Here is a 15,117-nt window from a genome sequence, read left to right on the forward strand (position 1 = left end):
TAGTATTCTGTTTTGCTTATAACCTATAAAAGTAACAATTATACTAATTGAAATTCCAAAAAATAAATTCCAAATTCCAATTATAGAGTTGGAATTTGGAATTAAAAAAATTGGAATTTAAGTAAAGTCGTATCTTTGCATTAAAATTTAAACAAATGTCAAAGCAAGTTCGTGTGCGTTTTGCACCAAGTCCGACTGGACCATTACATATTGGTGGTGTTCGTACTGCCCTATTTAATTATTTATTTGCAAAAAAACATAACGGTGTTTTTTATCTTAGAATTGAAGATACTGATCAGACCCGTTTTGTTCCTGGTGCCGAAGCTTATATTATGGAAGCTCTGGAATGGTTAGGAATTGCTCCGGATGAAACTGTTGGAAAAAATGAAAAATTTGGACCATACAGACAAAGTGATCGTAAAGATTTATACCAACAATATGCTGACCAATTGATCAATTCGGGTTGGGCTTACTATGCATTTGATACTCCAGAATCATTAGATGCTCATAGGAAACAACATGAAGCTGAAGGAAAAACATTTATATACAATCATCATAACCGCGAAAAACTAGATACTTCTCTAGTAATTTCTGCAGAAGAAACTGCTAAGAGAATTGCAAATGGAGAACATTATGTTATCCGTTTTAAAACTCCGGTTAACGAGACATTGCATTTACAAGATATTATTCGTGGTGAAGTTAAGTTTGAAACTAACCTTTTAGATGATAAAGTTTTATTTAAAAGTGATGGTATGCCTACTTACCATTTAGCAAATATTGTTGATGATCATTTGATGGAAACCTCTCATGTAATTCGTGGAGAAGAATGGTTACCATCTATGCCTCTACACGTTTTATTATACAGAGCTTTTGGTTGGGATGCTCCAGAATTTGCACACTTACCATTAATTCTGAAACCAATTGGTAACGGAAAATTATCTAAAAGAGATGGTGATAAACTTGGTTTCCCAGTATTCCCATTAGAATGGAAAACTGAAGAAGGTATTTCATCTGGTTACAGAGAGAAAGGATTTTTCCCAGAAGCTGTTATAAACTTCCTAGCTTTATTAGGTTGGAATGATGGAACTGACAAAGAAATATTTTCATTAGATGAATTAGTAGAAGCTTTTGATTTGAATAGAGTTCATAAAGCAGGTGCTAAATTTGATCCGGAGAAAAACAAATGGTTCAATCACCAACATTTGATAAAACAAAGTAATGAAGATTTAGCCAAAGACTTCACTCCTATTTTATTTGAAAAAGGTATTGATGTTTCAAAAGTAGATCTTGTTAGAATAGTTTCTTTGATAAAAGAACGTGCTCATTTTGTTTCTGAATTTTGGGAACTAAGTGATTTCTTTTTCCAGTCTCCTACATCTTTTGATGAAAAAGCAAGCAAAAACTGGAAAGAAGAAACTCCTGCTTTAATGCAAGAACTTACATCTGTTCTGGAAAATATTGAAGATTTTACATCTGTAAATATTGAAACTATAGTAAAAGATTGGATGACGAAAAATGAAATTGGAATGGGTAAAGTTATGCAACCTTTCCGATTAAGTTTAGTTGGAGCATTAAAAGGTCCTCACCTATTTGACATTGTTGAAATAATAGGAAAAGAAGAAACAATCTCAAGAATACAGAAAGCAATAGTAGCTTTGTAAAAACAAAAAATCTAATTAATATAAAAGCGCTAAGAACACCTGAAGTAGGTATTCTTAGCGCTTTTTTATTTTAATAAAAACATAACGCATTAAAATGGAAGAAATTTCGTAATTTGACCATTAATATTTAAACTAAATTTATCTGTTATGAACATTCCAATTATTCTTCTTTTAGTCTTCGGATTATTTATTTTCCTTTCTTCATTCTTTACAGTAAAACAACAAACATCTGTAATTATAGAACGTTTTGGAAAATTTCTTAGTGTAAGAACTTCCGGTTTACAATTAAAAATACCAATGATCGATAGAATTGCCGGACGTGTAAATCTTAAAATTCAACAGCTTGATGTTATCATCGAAACGAAAACTAAAGACAATGTTTTTGTGAAACTAAAAGTATCTGTTCAATTTATGGTTATCAAAGAAACTGTTTATGATGCTTTCTATAAATTAGAATATCCTCACGATCAAATCACATCTTATGTATTTGATGTTGTTCGTGCCGAAGTTCCTAAATTAAAACTGGATGATGTTTTTGAAAGAAAAGATGATATCGCTATTGCTGTAAAAAGAGAATTGAATGAAGCAATGACTACTTATGGGTACACAATCATCAATACTTTGGTTACTGATATTGATCCAGATATTCAGGTTAAAAATGCAATGAACAGAATTAACGCTGCTGATAGAGAAAAAACTGTTGCTGAATTTGAAGCAGAAGCATCTAGAATTAGAATTGTTGCTAAAGCAAAAGCTGAAGCTGAAAGTAAGAGATTACAAGGTCAAGGTATTGCAGATCAAAGAAGAGAAATTGCAAGAGGTCTTGTGGAAAGTGTTGACGTTTTAAATAAAGTTGGAATTAATTCTCAGGAAGCTTCAGCATTAATTGTTGTTACTCAACATTATGATACGTTACAAGCTATTGGTGCAGATGCAAATTCTAACTTGATTTTGTTACCAAATTCACCACAGGCAGGAAGCGATATGCTAAATAACATGGTTGCTTCTTTTAGTGCATCTAACCAGGTTGGCGAAATGATGAAGAAAACTAATAAAAAGGTTAAACCAAAAACTGAAACTAACCTAGATTATCAAGCTCCAGAAACTCCGGAAGCAATAGAATAATCAGAATTTATAAAATAAAAAAGAGGCTTAATTGCCTCTTTTTTTGTTCATAAACCAAGCTATCAAATAAGGGATAGCGGCTTGTATAATTTTTATATAAGAATTCGAAAGCATGTCTTTATAAGAACCCAAGAATCCATTTACTATATTTTTTGGTTCTAATGATTCTTTAGTTTTTTGAACACTAAGAACAAGCTTTTGATAATTGATTTGTTTTTCTAATTTAAGAATTTCCAATTCTCGTTCAATTTCAGCGTATGATGAGTATTTTTTAGTTTCCATAATTTAGTCGTTAAAAAAGATTTCTGAAAATTTTGACAAGATTGGTCCTTCTACCATTTTATCTCTTATAAAGAAAATAAGTATTGTAGCTATAAGATACAACCCTCCTACTATAAGAAAACCAAAAGTATAACTTCCTAAAGCGGCACTAATGGCAAATGCAGCAGCAACAGATCCAAATAACATAACCATACTGAAACCCAATAAGATTAAAATAAATTTGAATATTACTGTTGTAGATTTCATTGCTACTTTAAAACCCCACAACTTATAATAAGCCAGGTGACTATCAACATAAGCTTTCGCTTGATCCTGAATATTTTCGGTATGTTCTTTTAATTCTTCAAAAGCCATAATAACTATTTTAGTGATATTGATAAAAATACAAAGTACACAATGAAACCAATGTATTGTGATTCTTAAAATTAATTAATTTTTTTGAAACAATAACAATTAAAGTTCAATGTGTACTTTGCTTATGCCTTAAAACAGGCTATTTATTTTTGCAACTTAGCGTTTTGAGTTTTCAAATCGGCCAATTTAGTTTCTAAAAATGAAATTACTTCTTCTGTTTTGTAGCTCATATTAGAAAGTAGATTTTCGTAAGTTCCATCTAAATCTTCTTTTGCATTCAAAAACTTGTCACGTAATCCTTCAGTAGAATGTTCTAATTTATGTTTTAAATTATGTTTTGCATCATCGATTCCGTGTTTAATACGTCCTCTGGTTTTTGAACCTTTATCTGGTGCAAACAAAATTCCAATTCCTGCTCCAATCGCTGCACCTGTAAGAAGTGCTAATATTGTGTTTCCTGTGTTGTTTGACATAACTATAATTTTTAAAAGTTAATACTAAAGATAATCTTTTTTTTACAAATAAAATTCTAGGGAATAATGTTTAATATAATTTTAATATACATAAGCAACTGCTTGGTACTTACCATCTGGTTTTTCGACAATTGCCACAAACGGATATCCATTATCTGCAGACTTAGTTTTGATACGTCTTTCTGTTTGTTCCTTTAATGCTAAAGGAGACTCCCCTTTTGTTTTTGTGGATAACCCTGAAAAAGTTTCAACTTCTTTTAGTCCAATAGTTTGGCTAGGTTTTAAAACTTTAACCGAACTATAATCCTTTTTATCAGATACTGTAATTTTTGGAGAAATAGATTCTGATTTAGAACTTGCTTTTTCATTAAGAGAAGAAACCGCATATTTACTAATAGTAAATTGTTCTGAACTTCCGTTTAATGAATAGTAAAGAAGATCATTATCTTGTTTTATATAGTTAACATCTAATTGTTCTCCGTTATGTTTGATTATTTGATGCGTTTGCGAAAAAGCAAAACTCGTAAATAATATTCCTAGTATTAAAAATTTGATTTTCATAAATACTGCTATTAAGTTTATAATATAAAATTAAGCCTCAATAAAGTATATCATAAAAAATGAAATAAACAATTTTGAAAATAATCAAAAAATCAATTTAGGCGATTTTGGTAATCATGAAATAAAATTGAAAAACACTTTAAATAAAAAAATATTATCAAAACTAAATCACAATCTAAATACGAACGATAAATTAATTTTAAGAATTTCATCTAAAACTATTCAAAAACTAGAATTTGCATTAAGATCAAATTCTGAAGTTTGAAAAATAATTTTGTAATCATAGCCCACTCCATTTTTATTTTAAAATGAATAAATTCATTTTCTAAAAATTTACTTATTTGGCTTTTTATAAAAATAACACTTTCACGGACATTTTTGTGTTAACAACCCGTTAAACCATCTTAATTTTGACGAAAAATTAAAATAAAGCTCGTCATTCAATCTTTTTCAGGAAACCAATATTAGAGTTATCCAATTTCTAAAAACGTCTTAAAATCAATATATGAAAGCTGTTTTTAATCTATAAAAACTATTAAAATCTATAAATCTATAATAAATATTAATAATAGTTAAAAACTTAAATAATATTCTTTAATATAATTAAAACTGATATATTGTTTTCATACTAATTATGCAATGAAATTTTCTAGTTAGTAGAATTGTATTTTTAGAGGGATCGAAATAATCTTAGAAAACCAATTTTTTTTAAATTCAAAAAGTAAAATACTTACTCCGTAAAAAATTGAATTATAAATCGACTGAAATGTATGAAAATTGGAAAGGATATGTACTTATAAACATTTCTATGTTAACAACGAGAAAATCATCTTAAAATCGGGTCTAAAATTAAAATAAAGAGCGCTATTGAATTATTTTTACAAAACCAATAATAGAGTTATCTTAATCTTAAAAACGTCTTAAAATCAATATATGAAAGCTGATTTTAATCTATAAAAACTATATAAAATTTCAAAACAATAACTAATACAAATAATAAATAAAACAACATATAATAAACAATTACATAAATAAAATTGATAATTAATTTTCATCCTATTTTTAAAGTTGGGAGAATTATTTTTTGATTTGTCAAAATGATTTCAAAACATGAAATTGTAAAATCAAAATTGTAAAACAGTAGCTAAGTGAAAAATTGAATTGAATATCGTGCAAAATGAATCAGAATTGCAAAGATCCTATACTTATAAACATTTGGATGTTAACAACAACAAAATCATCTTAAAATTAAGTCTAAAACTAAAATAAAGAACGCTAATTAATTATTTTTATAAAAACGATAATTATATTGACTGATTATTAAAAACGTCTTAAAATCAATTTATGGAGGTCGATTTTAATCTGAGAAAACTATTAAATTTTACTTTTTAATAGAAATTATAAATAATAAAAAAAGCGCTTATTAAAAGCGCTTTTCGATAGATTATATTTATTTATAAATTTCACTAATCTGAGATATAATTAAAATTTCATTTTCCGAAGCATTTTTAGGAACATTTGCTTCTAATTTTAAAAAATCACTGTAAAAACTATTCTTAATATCAAGATCATTTAAATCTCTTGAATTTAAAAGAGCTTCATAACGCACATGTGTAGATTCACTTCTTAGCGACATTGTAAATAATTTTTTGATATCTTCTTTATCAAAATCATAATATTTTAAATGTGAAAATTTCAAAATGAATTGAGCAAATAACAAAGAACTCTTATTATTATTAATATTCTTCTTTAATGAATTTTGTAATAAAGAAAAACTAGAAATGTTCTTGATACTCTCAGCAATTGTTTTTTCAATTACTAAACGTTCATCAGCAGTTTCAACTTTAAAATATTTATTGATATCTTTTAAAGAATTATTAATGCTATTTTCTTCTTTTTTACCTTTTTCTTCCCAAGCATCTTTAAGTCCAACAGTCTTGTTAAACACTAATTTTGAAGGAGTTGAATCTTTATCAACAGTAAAATAACCTAAACGTTGAAACTGAAATTTATCTTCATTTTGAGCTGTAGCTAAACTTGGTTCAACAAATCCAGTAACAATTTCTAGTGAATTTGGATTTACAAAATCTAAGAAATTTTTCTCTTTATAACTGTCTGGAGCTTCATCTATAAACAAACGATCATATAAACGAACTTCAGCTTCTACTGCATGTGCAATCGAAACCCAATGTAACGTTCCAGATACTTTGCGTTGGCTTGCTTCACTTCCACTTCCACTTAAAGAATCAGTATCATAAGTAACATGAATTTCTGTAATATTTCCTTCAGCATCTTTTATAACACTTTCTCCTTTAATGATATAAGCATTTTTAAGACGTACTTCTTTTCCTAATGTTAAACGGAAAAATTTAGCAGGAGCTTCTTCCAGAAAGTCTTCTCTTTCTATATATAATTCTCTTGAAAATGGTACTTTTCTGAATCCAGCAGTATCATCTTCTTGGTTATTTTCTGCGTCAAGCAACTCTTCTTTTCCTTCAGGATAATTAGTAATTACCAATTTTACAGGATCTAAAACAGCCATTACACGAGGTGCAATTTTGTTTAAATCTTCACGAATACAAAACTCTAAAACGGATACACTTATTAAATTATCACGTTTTGCAATTCCTGTAGAATTAGCAAAATTACGTAATGAAGCAGCAGTATATCCTCTTCTTCTTAATCCAGAAATTGTTGACATTCTTGGATCATCCCAGCCATTAACATGGTGTTCTTTAACTAGTTGTTGTAATTTTCTTTTACTTACAACAGTATGTGAAAGATTACGTCTTGCAAATTCTCTTTGCTTAGGACGTAGTTTATCTTCATCTATAATTTGATCTAAAAACCAATCGTATAATTCACGATGAGGCAAAAATTCTAATGTACAAAATGAGTGTGAAATACCTTCTAGATAATCACTTTGTCCGTGTGCCCAATCGTACATTGGGTATATTTTCCAGGCATCTCCAGTTCTATGATGTTCTTTATGTAAAATTCTGTACATAATAGGGTCACGCATCAACATATTGGTAGATTTCATGTCTATTTTTGCACGCAAAATATGAGTTCCAGCCTCAAATTCTCCATTTCTCATTCTTTCGAATAAGTCTAGATTCTCTTCTACAGAACGATTTCTATATGGGCTATCTGTACCTGTTGTAGATGGAGTTCCTTTTTGAATAGCCATATCTTCAGAAGATTGACTATCAACATAAGCTTTATCTTTTTTAATTAATAAAACTGCCCAATCATATAATTGTTGAAAATAATCGGATGCATAACGCTCTTCTGACCAAGTATAACCTAACCATTCAACATCATTTTTTATTGCATCAACAAATTCTTGTTCTTCTTTTTCAGGATTAGTATCATCAAAACGTAAATTCACAGGAGATTGATAATCAAGTCCTAATCCAAAATTTAAAGCAATAGAACTTGCGTGACCAATATGTAAATAACCATTTGGTTCTGGTGGAAAACGAAAATGAAGTTTATTTTTTGATAGACCTGATTTTAAATCTTCTTCTATGATTTGTTCAATAAAATTGAGTGATTTTTCTTCTGATGCCATTATTTTATAGTAATTTTAGCAAAGATAAAAAAATAGATGATAGATTGAGATTTGGGCCTAAGAGACTTTGAATTAAATTTATTGCTATTTTTGCATAAATAATCAAAGTTATGAGACAATTAACTGTTACAATACCAGACGATTTTTACGAAACTTTTATTAGTTTTTTCAAACATATTCCAGATGTTTCTATAGACGAAAACACTCCGAATGAAATTCCGTTATGGCAGCAGGAAATGGTTTTAGAACGTATGAAAAATGCCAAACCAGAAGATTATATAAGTTGGGAAGAATCTAAAAAAAAGCTCAACGCTAAATGGAATAAATAAATGTATGAAATAATTATTCTATTATGTGCTGACTTAGAAGTAGATGAAATTGCTGAATATTATGAATCTTTAACTAATGGACTGGGAACAAAATTCTTTAATGAATATCAAGATTACGTAGAAACTTTAAAGACCTTTCCTTTTTTTGAAGAAAAATATAATATTGTTCGTACTTTACCTTTAAAGAAATTACCTTATACAATTCATTTTACAATTGATGAAAACGAGAAATTAGTTTCCGTACTGGCTGTAACATCCAATTACCAAAATCCAAATATTACAAGAATAAAATTATAAAAATGGGAATTATTAAACTAAAAAATATCCGTACTTTTTCTTACCACGGATGTTTAATTGAAGAAGGAAAAATTGGATCTGACTATGAAGTGAATTTAGAAATTCATGCCAATTTAAGAAAATCTGCCGAGTCAGATCATCTTGCCGATACTGTTGATTACGTACATTTAAACAAAATTGTGGAAGAAGAAATGGCAATTAGATCTAAATTATTAGAACATGTAGCCAAAAGAATCATTACAAGAGTACTAGAAGAGATTCCGATGATCACAAAAACAATAGTAGAGGTTTCTAAAATTAATCCTCCTATTGGTGGTGATGTTGAGTCGGTTACAATTAGAATGAAAGAAACTAGAAAGAAGTAAAATTATTTCTTTTAATAATTTTTAAAAATAGTTGGCTTTAAGTTTTTAAAATTTAAAGATTATGGTTACTTTTGCCATCCGTTCAACAATGGCGTCGTGGCCGAGCGGCTAGGCTGGGCTCTGCAAAAGCTCCTACTCCGGTTCGAATCCGGACGATGCCTCAAAAAGAGATACAGAAATGTGTCTCTTTTTTTTGTGCTTAATTTTTACTACTTTATGTCAGATTGAACGGAATTGAAGTCTTATATGAGAGTGTAATTATCTTTGTAAAATTTTTGAACTTTGACAAAGAGTTTCAAAGCTTTTAAACATAAAAAAACCTCTCATAATGAGAGGTTTAAAACTATAATTTGCAGTTATTAATAATTACTTTTCTATCTTCTCAAAAGCATGTTTAACCATTTCTTTTTCTTTTGGAAACCATCCTTGAATAATTAAAACAAAACCAAAAATCATTAGAACAACACTTATTCCTTTTTTAATTTTAAGAATATTAGATGGTGTCATCTTAGACTTTAATTGCTTTGCTAAAACAATTTTAATACAATCTATAACTAGATAAGTTACTACTACTGTAACAAAAAATGTCATCATTCTAGAAGTTTGCATTTCTAATTTTGGACCGATTGAAATAATGATCGCAACCCAAAAACCAAGAACTCCAATGTTAATAACGTTTAGGAAAAAACCTTTTACAAAAAGACTTCCGTAGTTTCTTTTGATAATGTCACGGTCTATTTCTTCGTCATTTATTTTCTCTTCTTTCTTGAGTTGTACAAACGAAATAATACCATAAGCTAACATGATTATACCACCAAAAATAAAAAGAGCTGGTTTATCTTGTAAACTTTTAATTAATCTATAACTTCCTAAATAAGCTATAGCTATAAAGAAAATATCTCCTAGAATTACACCTAAATCAAAAACCAATGCAGCTCTAAAACCTTTGGTAATACTTGTTTCAAGTAATATAAAAAATACTGGGCCTACCATAAAGCTTAAAAATACTCCCCATGGAATCCCTGCTAAAATATCATTTATCATTAAAATACAATTTCGATTTATTCTTCTTTCTCTTCAATCTTACCGCCCAGAACCGTTTTTTGGTTAATTTGTTTTGGTTTACCATAGATGTAAATATAGCCTCCAGCGTTAACTTTTGCATCAACTAAGGTAGTAGCATAGATTTCAGCATTTCCTCCCGCAGAAACGTTTATTGTCGTTTGTGAGGTATGTAATGTTCTTGCTCTAAGAATTCCTCCTGAACCTAAATTAGCAACTTGTGTTTTAGCATCTCCAGATACTTTTATAATTCCTCCAGAAACAGCTCTTACTTTGGCATTATCAACATCTAAAATTACATTGATTTCTCCTCCTTCTTTAGAGTTTAAATCAATTGTTGTTTGCTTGAAAGTTTCTTTACTAGAAACAATACTTCCTTCGCTTACATCAATGCTTTCGATACGTTTGTAATAAAGCTGGATAGAAACATCATCTCCTGACATTAATTTAGGAAAAGGCATTCTTAGTTTTAGTTCTCCGTTTTTATTAACAACTTCTACTTCACTTTCTCTTTTTCCTTTTATAACTATCTTGTTTTCTGAACTTTCAATTAATGTAATACTCAATTTATCGAATACTTTCACTTTATCAAAATCCCCTAAACTTTTGGTTACCTGACCAAATGACATTTGTACAAATAAAATTGCAACTCCAATCAAAATCTTTTTCATGTTTTCCCTTTTTAATTTTTACTATTTATTCTGCTCTTCTTAAAAAATGAAAATCTAATTGTTTTTTAACTAAATCAGCATTTTTTACTTTAACGTAAATCTCATCGCCTAATTGTAATATCTTATCTGAAGTAGCTCCAACAAGCGCATACTGTTTTTCATCAAATGTATAATAGTCATCTTTTATCTCTCTGATTCTTACCATACCTTCGCATTTATTAGAAACAATTTCAACATAAATTCCCCATTCTGTAACTCCAGAAATAACACCCAGGAATTCTTCGTCTCTATGATCTTGCATGTATTTAACCTGCATGTATTTAATACTATCACGCTCAGCATTTGTAGCTAAACCTTCCATATTTGAACAATGTAAACACTTGGTTTCATATGTTTCTTCATCTACAGATTTTCCTCCGTCTAGATAATACTGCAATAATCTATGTACCATAACATCTGGATAACGACGTATTGGCGATGTAAAATGGCTATAATAATCAAAAGCTAAACCATAATGACCAATATTATCTGTCGAATATTTGGCTTTACTCATACTTCTAATAGCAAGAGTATCAATTAAGTTTTGTTCTTTTTTACCATTAACTTCTTCCATTAAAGCATTTAATGATTTAGAAATATCTCCTTTATTTCGGAAATCTATCTTGTAACCAAACTTAGCAATTACGGATTGCATTGCAATTAATTTATCTTCATTTGGTTCATCGTGAATTCTATAAACAAATGTTTTCTTTTGTTTGCCAATGTATTCGGCAACTTTTCTGTTTGCCAAAAGCATGAATTCTTCGATTAAATGATTGGCATCTTTCGAAACTTTAAAATAAACTCCTTCTGGTTCTCCTTCGGCATTCAAATCAAATTTAACTTCGACTTTATCAAAAGAAATAGCTCCATTGGCCATTCTTTTCTTTCTTAAAATCTTAGCTAATTCATCCAGTTTTAAAGTTGCATTTACAATTTCGTCCGAAACTACATAAGAACTTCCTGTAATAGAAGTTTCTTCTGGAATTGTATTATCTTTTGTTTCAATAATATATTGTGCTTCTTCATAAGCAAATCGCTGATCAGAATATATTACTGTTCTACCAAACCATTGGTTAATAACTTGTGCATTCTCTGATACTTCAAAAACTGCCGAGAAAGTATATTTCTCTTCGTTAGGTCGTAATGAACATGCAAAGTTAGATAACACTTCTGGTAACATTGGTACTACTCTATCTACTAAATATACTGATGTTGCACGTTGATAAGCTTCATCATCAAGGATAGTTCCTTCCTCCAGATAATACGAAACATCAGCAATATGAATACCTATCTCGTAATTTCCGTTTTCTAATTTCTTGAAAGATAAGGCATCATCAAAATCTTTTGCATCTTTTGGGTCTATCGTAAACGTAAGCGTATCTCGCATATCACGACGCTTAGCAATTTCGCTTTCTTGTATGGATGTATCTATTTTTTGTGCATAAACTTCTACTTCTACTGGGAAATCTGATGGTAAACCATATTCAGCCAAAATAGCATGAATCTCGGTATCGTGTTCACCAGGTTTTCCTAAAACTTTAACCACTGATCCAAACGGGCTATCAGCTCTTTTTGGCCAATCTTCTATTGTAACTAAAACAACATCACCATTTTGTGCCTCACCTATTTTATCTTTTGGAATAAAAATATCAGTGTACATTTTAGGATTTGCAGTAGAGACAAAAGCGAAGTTGTTCTGAATGTCAATAACTCCAACAAAGTCAGTTTTATTTCTTTCAATTACTTCAATTACTTCTCCTTCAGGACGTTTCCCTTTTCTTCTATTATAAACGTAAACTTTTACTTTATCTTTATCTAGTGCACGATTTAAATTATTTGTAGGGATAAAAACATCTTCAGTAAAATCAGGACAAATAAAATATGCTGTTTTACGACTTGTCATATCAATCGTACCTTCGTAATAATCCTGACTAATTGCTTTGATTAAATATTTACCTGGTTCTGATTCTACAATCTTATTTTGAGAAGCCAGAATCTTTAAATCTTTTATAATTTGGTTACGACTTTTAGTATCGTCTAGTTCGAGCTTCGCTCCTATTTGTTTGTAATTAAATGGTTTATTAGCATGTTGCGATAAAATTTTTATAATCTTACTTGAGAAATCTTTCTCATTCTTTATCGGTTTTCTAATTTTCTTACTCATATATCTTTTCTTATAAGGTTTAAAATTACAAAGAAGATATCAGATAATACTTTTTAGGGTACATTTTATTAAAAATATAACTTTCAAAGGGAGATATTTATTGATTTTCAAAGGTCATTTGTAATTAGCATACTTAAATTACTGTTAGCTACAAATTTTTAATAATGCCCATTTCGTATCTTTACGAAAAGACCTTTATGGAAAGCTTTAAAACTATTGCTACATTCAATTATCTGCACGAAACAGTCGTTCTAAAACACTTACTAGAACAAGAAGACATTCCATACTACCTGGAGAACGAAATGACCTTATCGGTGGCTCCTTTTTACTCAGCAGCTTTGGGCGGGATCAAACTCAACGTTCATCCAGAGGATTTCGAAAGAGTTCAGGAAATTCTTGACAACCTCAATAATCCACTTTCAATCGTTTAAATTCAAATTCTCAAATTTTTTTTCTTTTTAAATTTTCAAAGTTGTCAACATATATTATATATATAAAAAAGAAAAATTTAAATTTAATTAATTTTTGGTTGTTATTATAGTGTGTTAATATGTCATATAAATTTATTTTTAAAAGCATTGAAATGAAGTTTCTCTTAGTTATATAGAGTTATTAACATACTTATATTTTGTTAAAGGATTAATTTCTAAGACTTTTTAGATTTTAATTAACATTGGTTAACAACCTAAAATGAATTCATTTTGTAGATAACTTCATATGTTGATATTTGTTGAAAATGTACTTTTTGATATTGATAACTTTTCTAAAAATTCACCAAACTTTATTAGGTTATTAAGTTCCAGTTTTGGATTAGGTTTTTTTATGACACAACCAAAAAAAACTTCTAATTTTCTTTCTGTAGTTATTAACAAAAGATGTTAATTTAAAGTTAACTGAATATCAACGAATTAGCTTTTGCTATTAACAATATAAAATTTTAACAAAAAAGATGTTTATTTTTCATTGATTACTAGATACTTATAGCGTTGTTAATAATGTTAATAAGTGTTAAGTTTTTGATATGAAGTGAGTTATATATTAAGCTTTTTCTAATACAAATTTCATCAATAAGTACGAATTACTAAAACTATGTTTTTAAAAGTTATTAAGTAAAAAATTAGGGAAAATTAGGGAAATTCGTGGCAACCATTTATTAATTAGTTAAATTTGCACTACACAACTTAATATAACTTAATAATGAAAATTTCAATAGGAAACGATCACGCAGGACCAGAATATAAAAAAGCAATTGTTGCTATGCTTAAAGCAAAAGGACATGAGGTAACTAACTATGGTACAGATTCTGAGGATTCTGTAGATTATCCAGATTTTGGTCATCCTGTTGCTACAGATATATCTGAAGGTAAGGCAGATTTTGGAATTGTTATTTGCGGAAGCGGAAACGGAATTGCAATGACTGTTAATAAACACCCGAAAGTAAGAGCTGGTTTATGTTGGACTAAGGAGATTGCTTATTTAACTCGTTTACACAACGATGCTAATATTATTAGTATTCCAGCGCGTTTTACATCGATTCCACAAGCAGTAGAAATAGTTGAAACGTTTTTAAATACTGAATTTGAAGGTGGAAGACACCAAAATAGAGTAAATAAGATTGCTTGTCAGTAAAAAGTTCAAAAAAACGGGTGCTTCGCACCAATAAAATAGTAAGCCGGGCGGATTTTAAAATTCACCCGGTTTTTTCGTTTAAAAAAACTGGTTTTAATTGATTGATAAATAAGTGTTTGTGGAGTTGTTAACAATAAATAACAACACTCTTTATTAATGGATTTGATTAACGAAACAGTACCTTTTGATTATAATTATTAAGGACAGTACTTCTAATTTATTACAAAAGAAGGTTTAGTTATTTTATGTTTATATAATACCATTGTTAATAATGAATATTGTAGATCTACTATTAGTAAATTTAAAAAAAATATTAGATTTAATTATTTGACAAATAGCTATTTATGGAGTTGTTAACAATTGGAATAATAACACACTTTATTAATGGATTTGATTACCAAAACAGTACCTTTTGATTGTGATTATCAAGGACAGTTCTTCTATTTATTATAAAAGAAGGTTTAGTTATTTTATATTTATATAATACCATTGTTAATAATGAATATTGCAATGTAGTATTGGTAAATT

Annotated in this window: 15 protein-coding genes and 1 tRNA gene; 8 read left to right on the plus strand and 8 right to left on the minus strand. The window is 28.9% G+C overall.

From position 1 onward, the window contains the following. Nucleotides 1-155: 155 nt before the first annotated feature. Both gltX and OA93_RS11115 read left to right on the plus strand, forming a co-directional pair. Nucleotides 156-1,661 (plus strand): glutamate--tRNA ligase, encoded by a 1,506-nt coding sequence (gene gltX / locus OA93_RS11110; protein ID WP_039113283.1) that lies wholly within the window; start codon nucleotides 156-158, stop codon nucleotides 1,659-1,661. A 147-nt stretch (nucleotides 1,662-1,808) separates the two neighbouring features. Continuing rightward, a complete protein-coding gene (locus tag OA93_RS11115) occupies nucleotides 1,809-2,786 on the plus strand; it encodes an SPFH domain-containing protein (RefSeq protein WP_039113284.1) in 978 nt (325 codons plus the stop codon). A 27-nt stretch (nucleotides 2,787-2,813) separates the two neighbouring features. On the opposite strand, the gene OA93_RS11120 is transcribed toward OA93_RS11115, so the two are convergent. The 5 genes from OA93_RS11120 to OA93_RS11140 form a co-directional block, all read right to left on the minus strand. Continuing rightward, nucleotides 2,814-3,068 carry a DUF6327 family protein gene (locus tag OA93_RS11120; RefSeq protein WP_039113285.1) on the minus strand — a complete coding sequence of 85 codons (255 nt, stop codon included), beginning with the start codon at nucleotides 3,066-3,068 and terminating at the stop codon, nucleotides 2,814-2,816. A gap of 3 nt (nucleotides 3,069-3,071) precedes the next feature. Beyond that, nucleotides 3,072-3,422, minus strand: a complete 351-nt coding sequence (locus tag OA93_RS11125; protein ID WP_039113286.1) for a hypothetical protein — start codon at nucleotides 3,420-3,422, stop codon at nucleotides 3,072-3,074. Nucleotides 3,423-3,565: 143 nt separating this feature from the next. Beyond that, nucleotides 3,566-3,895, minus strand: a complete 330-nt coding sequence (locus tag OA93_RS11130; protein WP_039113287.1) for a YtxH domain-containing protein — start codon at nucleotides 3,893-3,895, stop codon at nucleotides 3,566-3,568. An 81-nt stretch (nucleotides 3,896-3,976) separates the two neighbouring features. Continuing rightward, a complete protein-coding gene (locus tag OA93_RS11135) occupies nucleotides 3,977-4,456 on the minus strand; it encodes a hypothetical protein (protein WP_039113289.1) in 480 nt (159 codons plus the stop codon). A 1,450-nt stretch (nucleotides 4,457-5,906) separates the two neighbouring features. Then, nucleotides 5,907-8,030 carry a glutamine--tRNA ligase/YqeY domain fusion protein gene (locus OA93_RS11140; RefSeq protein WP_039113290.1) on the minus strand — a complete coding sequence of 708 codons (2,124 nt, stop codon included), beginning with the start codon at nucleotides 8,028-8,030 and terminating at the stop codon, nucleotides 5,907-5,909. Between the two features lie 110 nt (nucleotides 8,031-8,140). Here OA93_RS11140 and OA93_RS11145 point away from each other — a divergent pair, with 110 nt between their 5' ends. The 4 genes from OA93_RS11145 to OA93_RS25015 all read left to right on the plus strand — a co-directional run bounded on the left by OA93_RS11145 (nucleotide 8,141) and on the right by OA93_RS25015 (nucleotide 9,182). After that, nucleotides 8,141-8,359, plus strand: a complete 219-nt coding sequence (locus tag OA93_RS11145; RefSeq protein ID WP_039113291.1) for a hypothetical protein — start codon at nucleotides 8,141-8,143, stop codon at nucleotides 8,357-8,359. Then, a complete protein-coding gene (locus OA93_RS11150; protein WP_039113292.1) occupies nucleotides 8,360-8,656 on the plus strand; it encodes a hypothetical protein in 297 nt (98 codons plus the stop codon). It begins immediately after the preceding gene. A 2-nt stretch (nucleotides 8,657-8,658) separates the two neighbouring features. Then, nucleotides 8,659-9,021: a dihydroneopterin aldolase gene (gene folB, locus OA93_RS11155; RefSeq protein ID WP_039113293.1), complete on the plus strand. Its 363-nt coding sequence runs from the start codon at nucleotides 8,659-8,661 to the stop codon at nucleotides 9,019-9,021. 90 nt (nucleotides 9,022-9,111) lie between these two features. Continuing rightward, nucleotides 9,112-9,182, plus strand: a tRNA-Cys gene (locus OA93_RS25015). Nucleotides 9,183-9,387: 205 nt separating this feature from the next. On the opposite strand, the gene OA93_RS11160 is transcribed toward OA93_RS25015, so the two are convergent. From OA93_RS11160 to rnr, 3 genes are read right to left on the minus strand one after another with little or no spacing between them, the layout of a single operon-like run. Further along, nucleotides 9,388-10,065: a LysE family transporter gene (locus OA93_RS11160; RefSeq protein WP_039113295.1), complete on the minus strand. Its 678-nt coding sequence runs from the start codon at nucleotides 10,063-10,065 to the stop codon at nucleotides 9,388-9,390. A 17-nt stretch (nucleotides 10,066-10,082) separates the two neighbouring features. Further along, on the minus strand, nucleotides 10,083-10,754 hold the full coding sequence (locus tag OA93_RS11165) for a head GIN domain-containing protein (RefSeq protein WP_039113297.1): 672 nt from the start codon (nucleotides 10,752-10,754) through the stop codon (nucleotides 10,083-10,085). 25 nt (nucleotides 10,755-10,779) lie between these two features. After that, nucleotides 10,780-12,960, minus strand: a complete 2,181-nt coding sequence (gene rnr, locus OA93_RS11170) for a ribonuclease R (protein WP_039113298.1) — start codon at nucleotides 12,958-12,960, stop codon at nucleotides 10,780-10,782. A 197-nt stretch (nucleotides 12,961-13,157) separates the two neighbouring features. Between rnr and OA93_RS11175 the strand changes: the two genes are divergently transcribed. Then, nucleotides 13,158-13,391: a DUF2007 domain-containing protein gene (locus OA93_RS11175; RefSeq protein WP_039113299.1), complete on the plus strand. Its 234-nt coding sequence runs from the start codon at nucleotides 13,158-13,160 to the stop codon at nucleotides 13,389-13,391. 766 nt (nucleotides 13,392-14,157) lie between these two features. Then, on the plus strand, nucleotides 14,158-14,589 hold the full coding sequence (rpiB, locus tag OA93_RS11180; protein ID WP_039113300.1) for a ribose 5-phosphate isomerase B: 432 nt from the start codon (nucleotides 14,158-14,160) through the stop codon (nucleotides 14,587-14,589). The last annotated feature ends 528 nt before the right edge of the window (nucleotides 14,590-15,117 follow it).

Source organism: Flavobacterium sp. KMS, assembly GCF_000813005.1.
Classification (GTDB): domain Bacteria; phylum Bacteroidota; class Bacteroidia; order Flavobacteriales; family Flavobacteriaceae; genus Flavobacterium.

Bases quoted from the DNA above. Each gene is read 5' to 3' on its own strand.
- OA93_RS11115 (WP_039113284.1), top strand. From the start codon at position 1,809: ATGAACATTCCAATTATTCTTCTTTTAGTCTTCGGATTATTTATTTTC.
- OA93_RS11175 (WP_039113299.1), top strand. From the start codon at position 13,158: ATGGAAAGCTTTAAAACTATTGCTACATTCAATTATCTGCACGAAACA.
- OA93_RS11145 (WP_039113291.1), top strand. From the start codon at position 8,141: ATGAGACAATTAACTGTTACAATACCAGACGATTTTTACGAAACTTTT.
- OA93_RS11120 (WP_039113285.1), bottom strand. From the start codon at position 3,068: ATGGAAACTAAAAAATACTCATCATACGCTGAAATTGAACGAGAATTG.
- OA93_RS11165 (WP_039113297.1), bottom strand. From the start codon at position 10,754: ATGAAAAAGATTTTGATTGGAGTTGCAATTTTATTTGTACAAATGTCA.
- OA93_RS11150 (WP_039113292.1), top strand. From the start codon at position 8,360: ATGTATGAAATAATTATTCTATTATGTGCTGACTTAGAAGTAGATGAA.
- OA93_RS11135 (WP_039113289.1), bottom strand. From the start codon at position 4,456: ATGAAAATCAAATTTTTAATACTAGGAATATTATTTACGAGTTTTGCT.
- OA93_RS11140 (WP_039113290.1), bottom strand. From the start codon at position 8,030: ATGGCATCAGAAGAAAAATCACTCAATTTTATTGAACAAATCATAGAA.
- folB (WP_039113293.1), top strand. From the start codon at position 8,659: ATGGGAATTATTAAACTAAAAAATATCCGTACTTTTTCTTACCACGGA.
- rnr (WP_039113298.1), bottom strand. From the start codon at position 12,960: ATGAGTAAGAAAATTAGAAAACCGATAAAGAATGAGAAAGATTTCTCA.
- gltX (WP_039113283.1), top strand. From the start codon at position 156: ATGTCAAAGCAAGTTCGTGTGCGTTTTGCACCAAGTCCGACTGGACCA.
- OA93_RS11160 (WP_039113295.1), bottom strand. From the start codon at position 10,065: ATGATAAATGATATTTTAGCAGGGATTCCATGGGGAGTATTTTTAAGC.
- rpiB (WP_039113300.1), top strand. From the start codon at position 14,158: ATGAAAATTTCAATAGGAAACGATCACGCAGGACCAGAATATAAAAAA.
- OA93_RS11125 (WP_039113286.1), bottom strand. From the start codon at position 3,422: ATGGCTTTTGAAGAATTAAAAGAACATACCGAAAATATTCAGGATCAA.
- OA93_RS11130 (WP_039113287.1), bottom strand. From the start codon at position 3,895: ATGTCAAACAACACAGGAAACACAATATTAGCACTTCTTACAGGTGCA.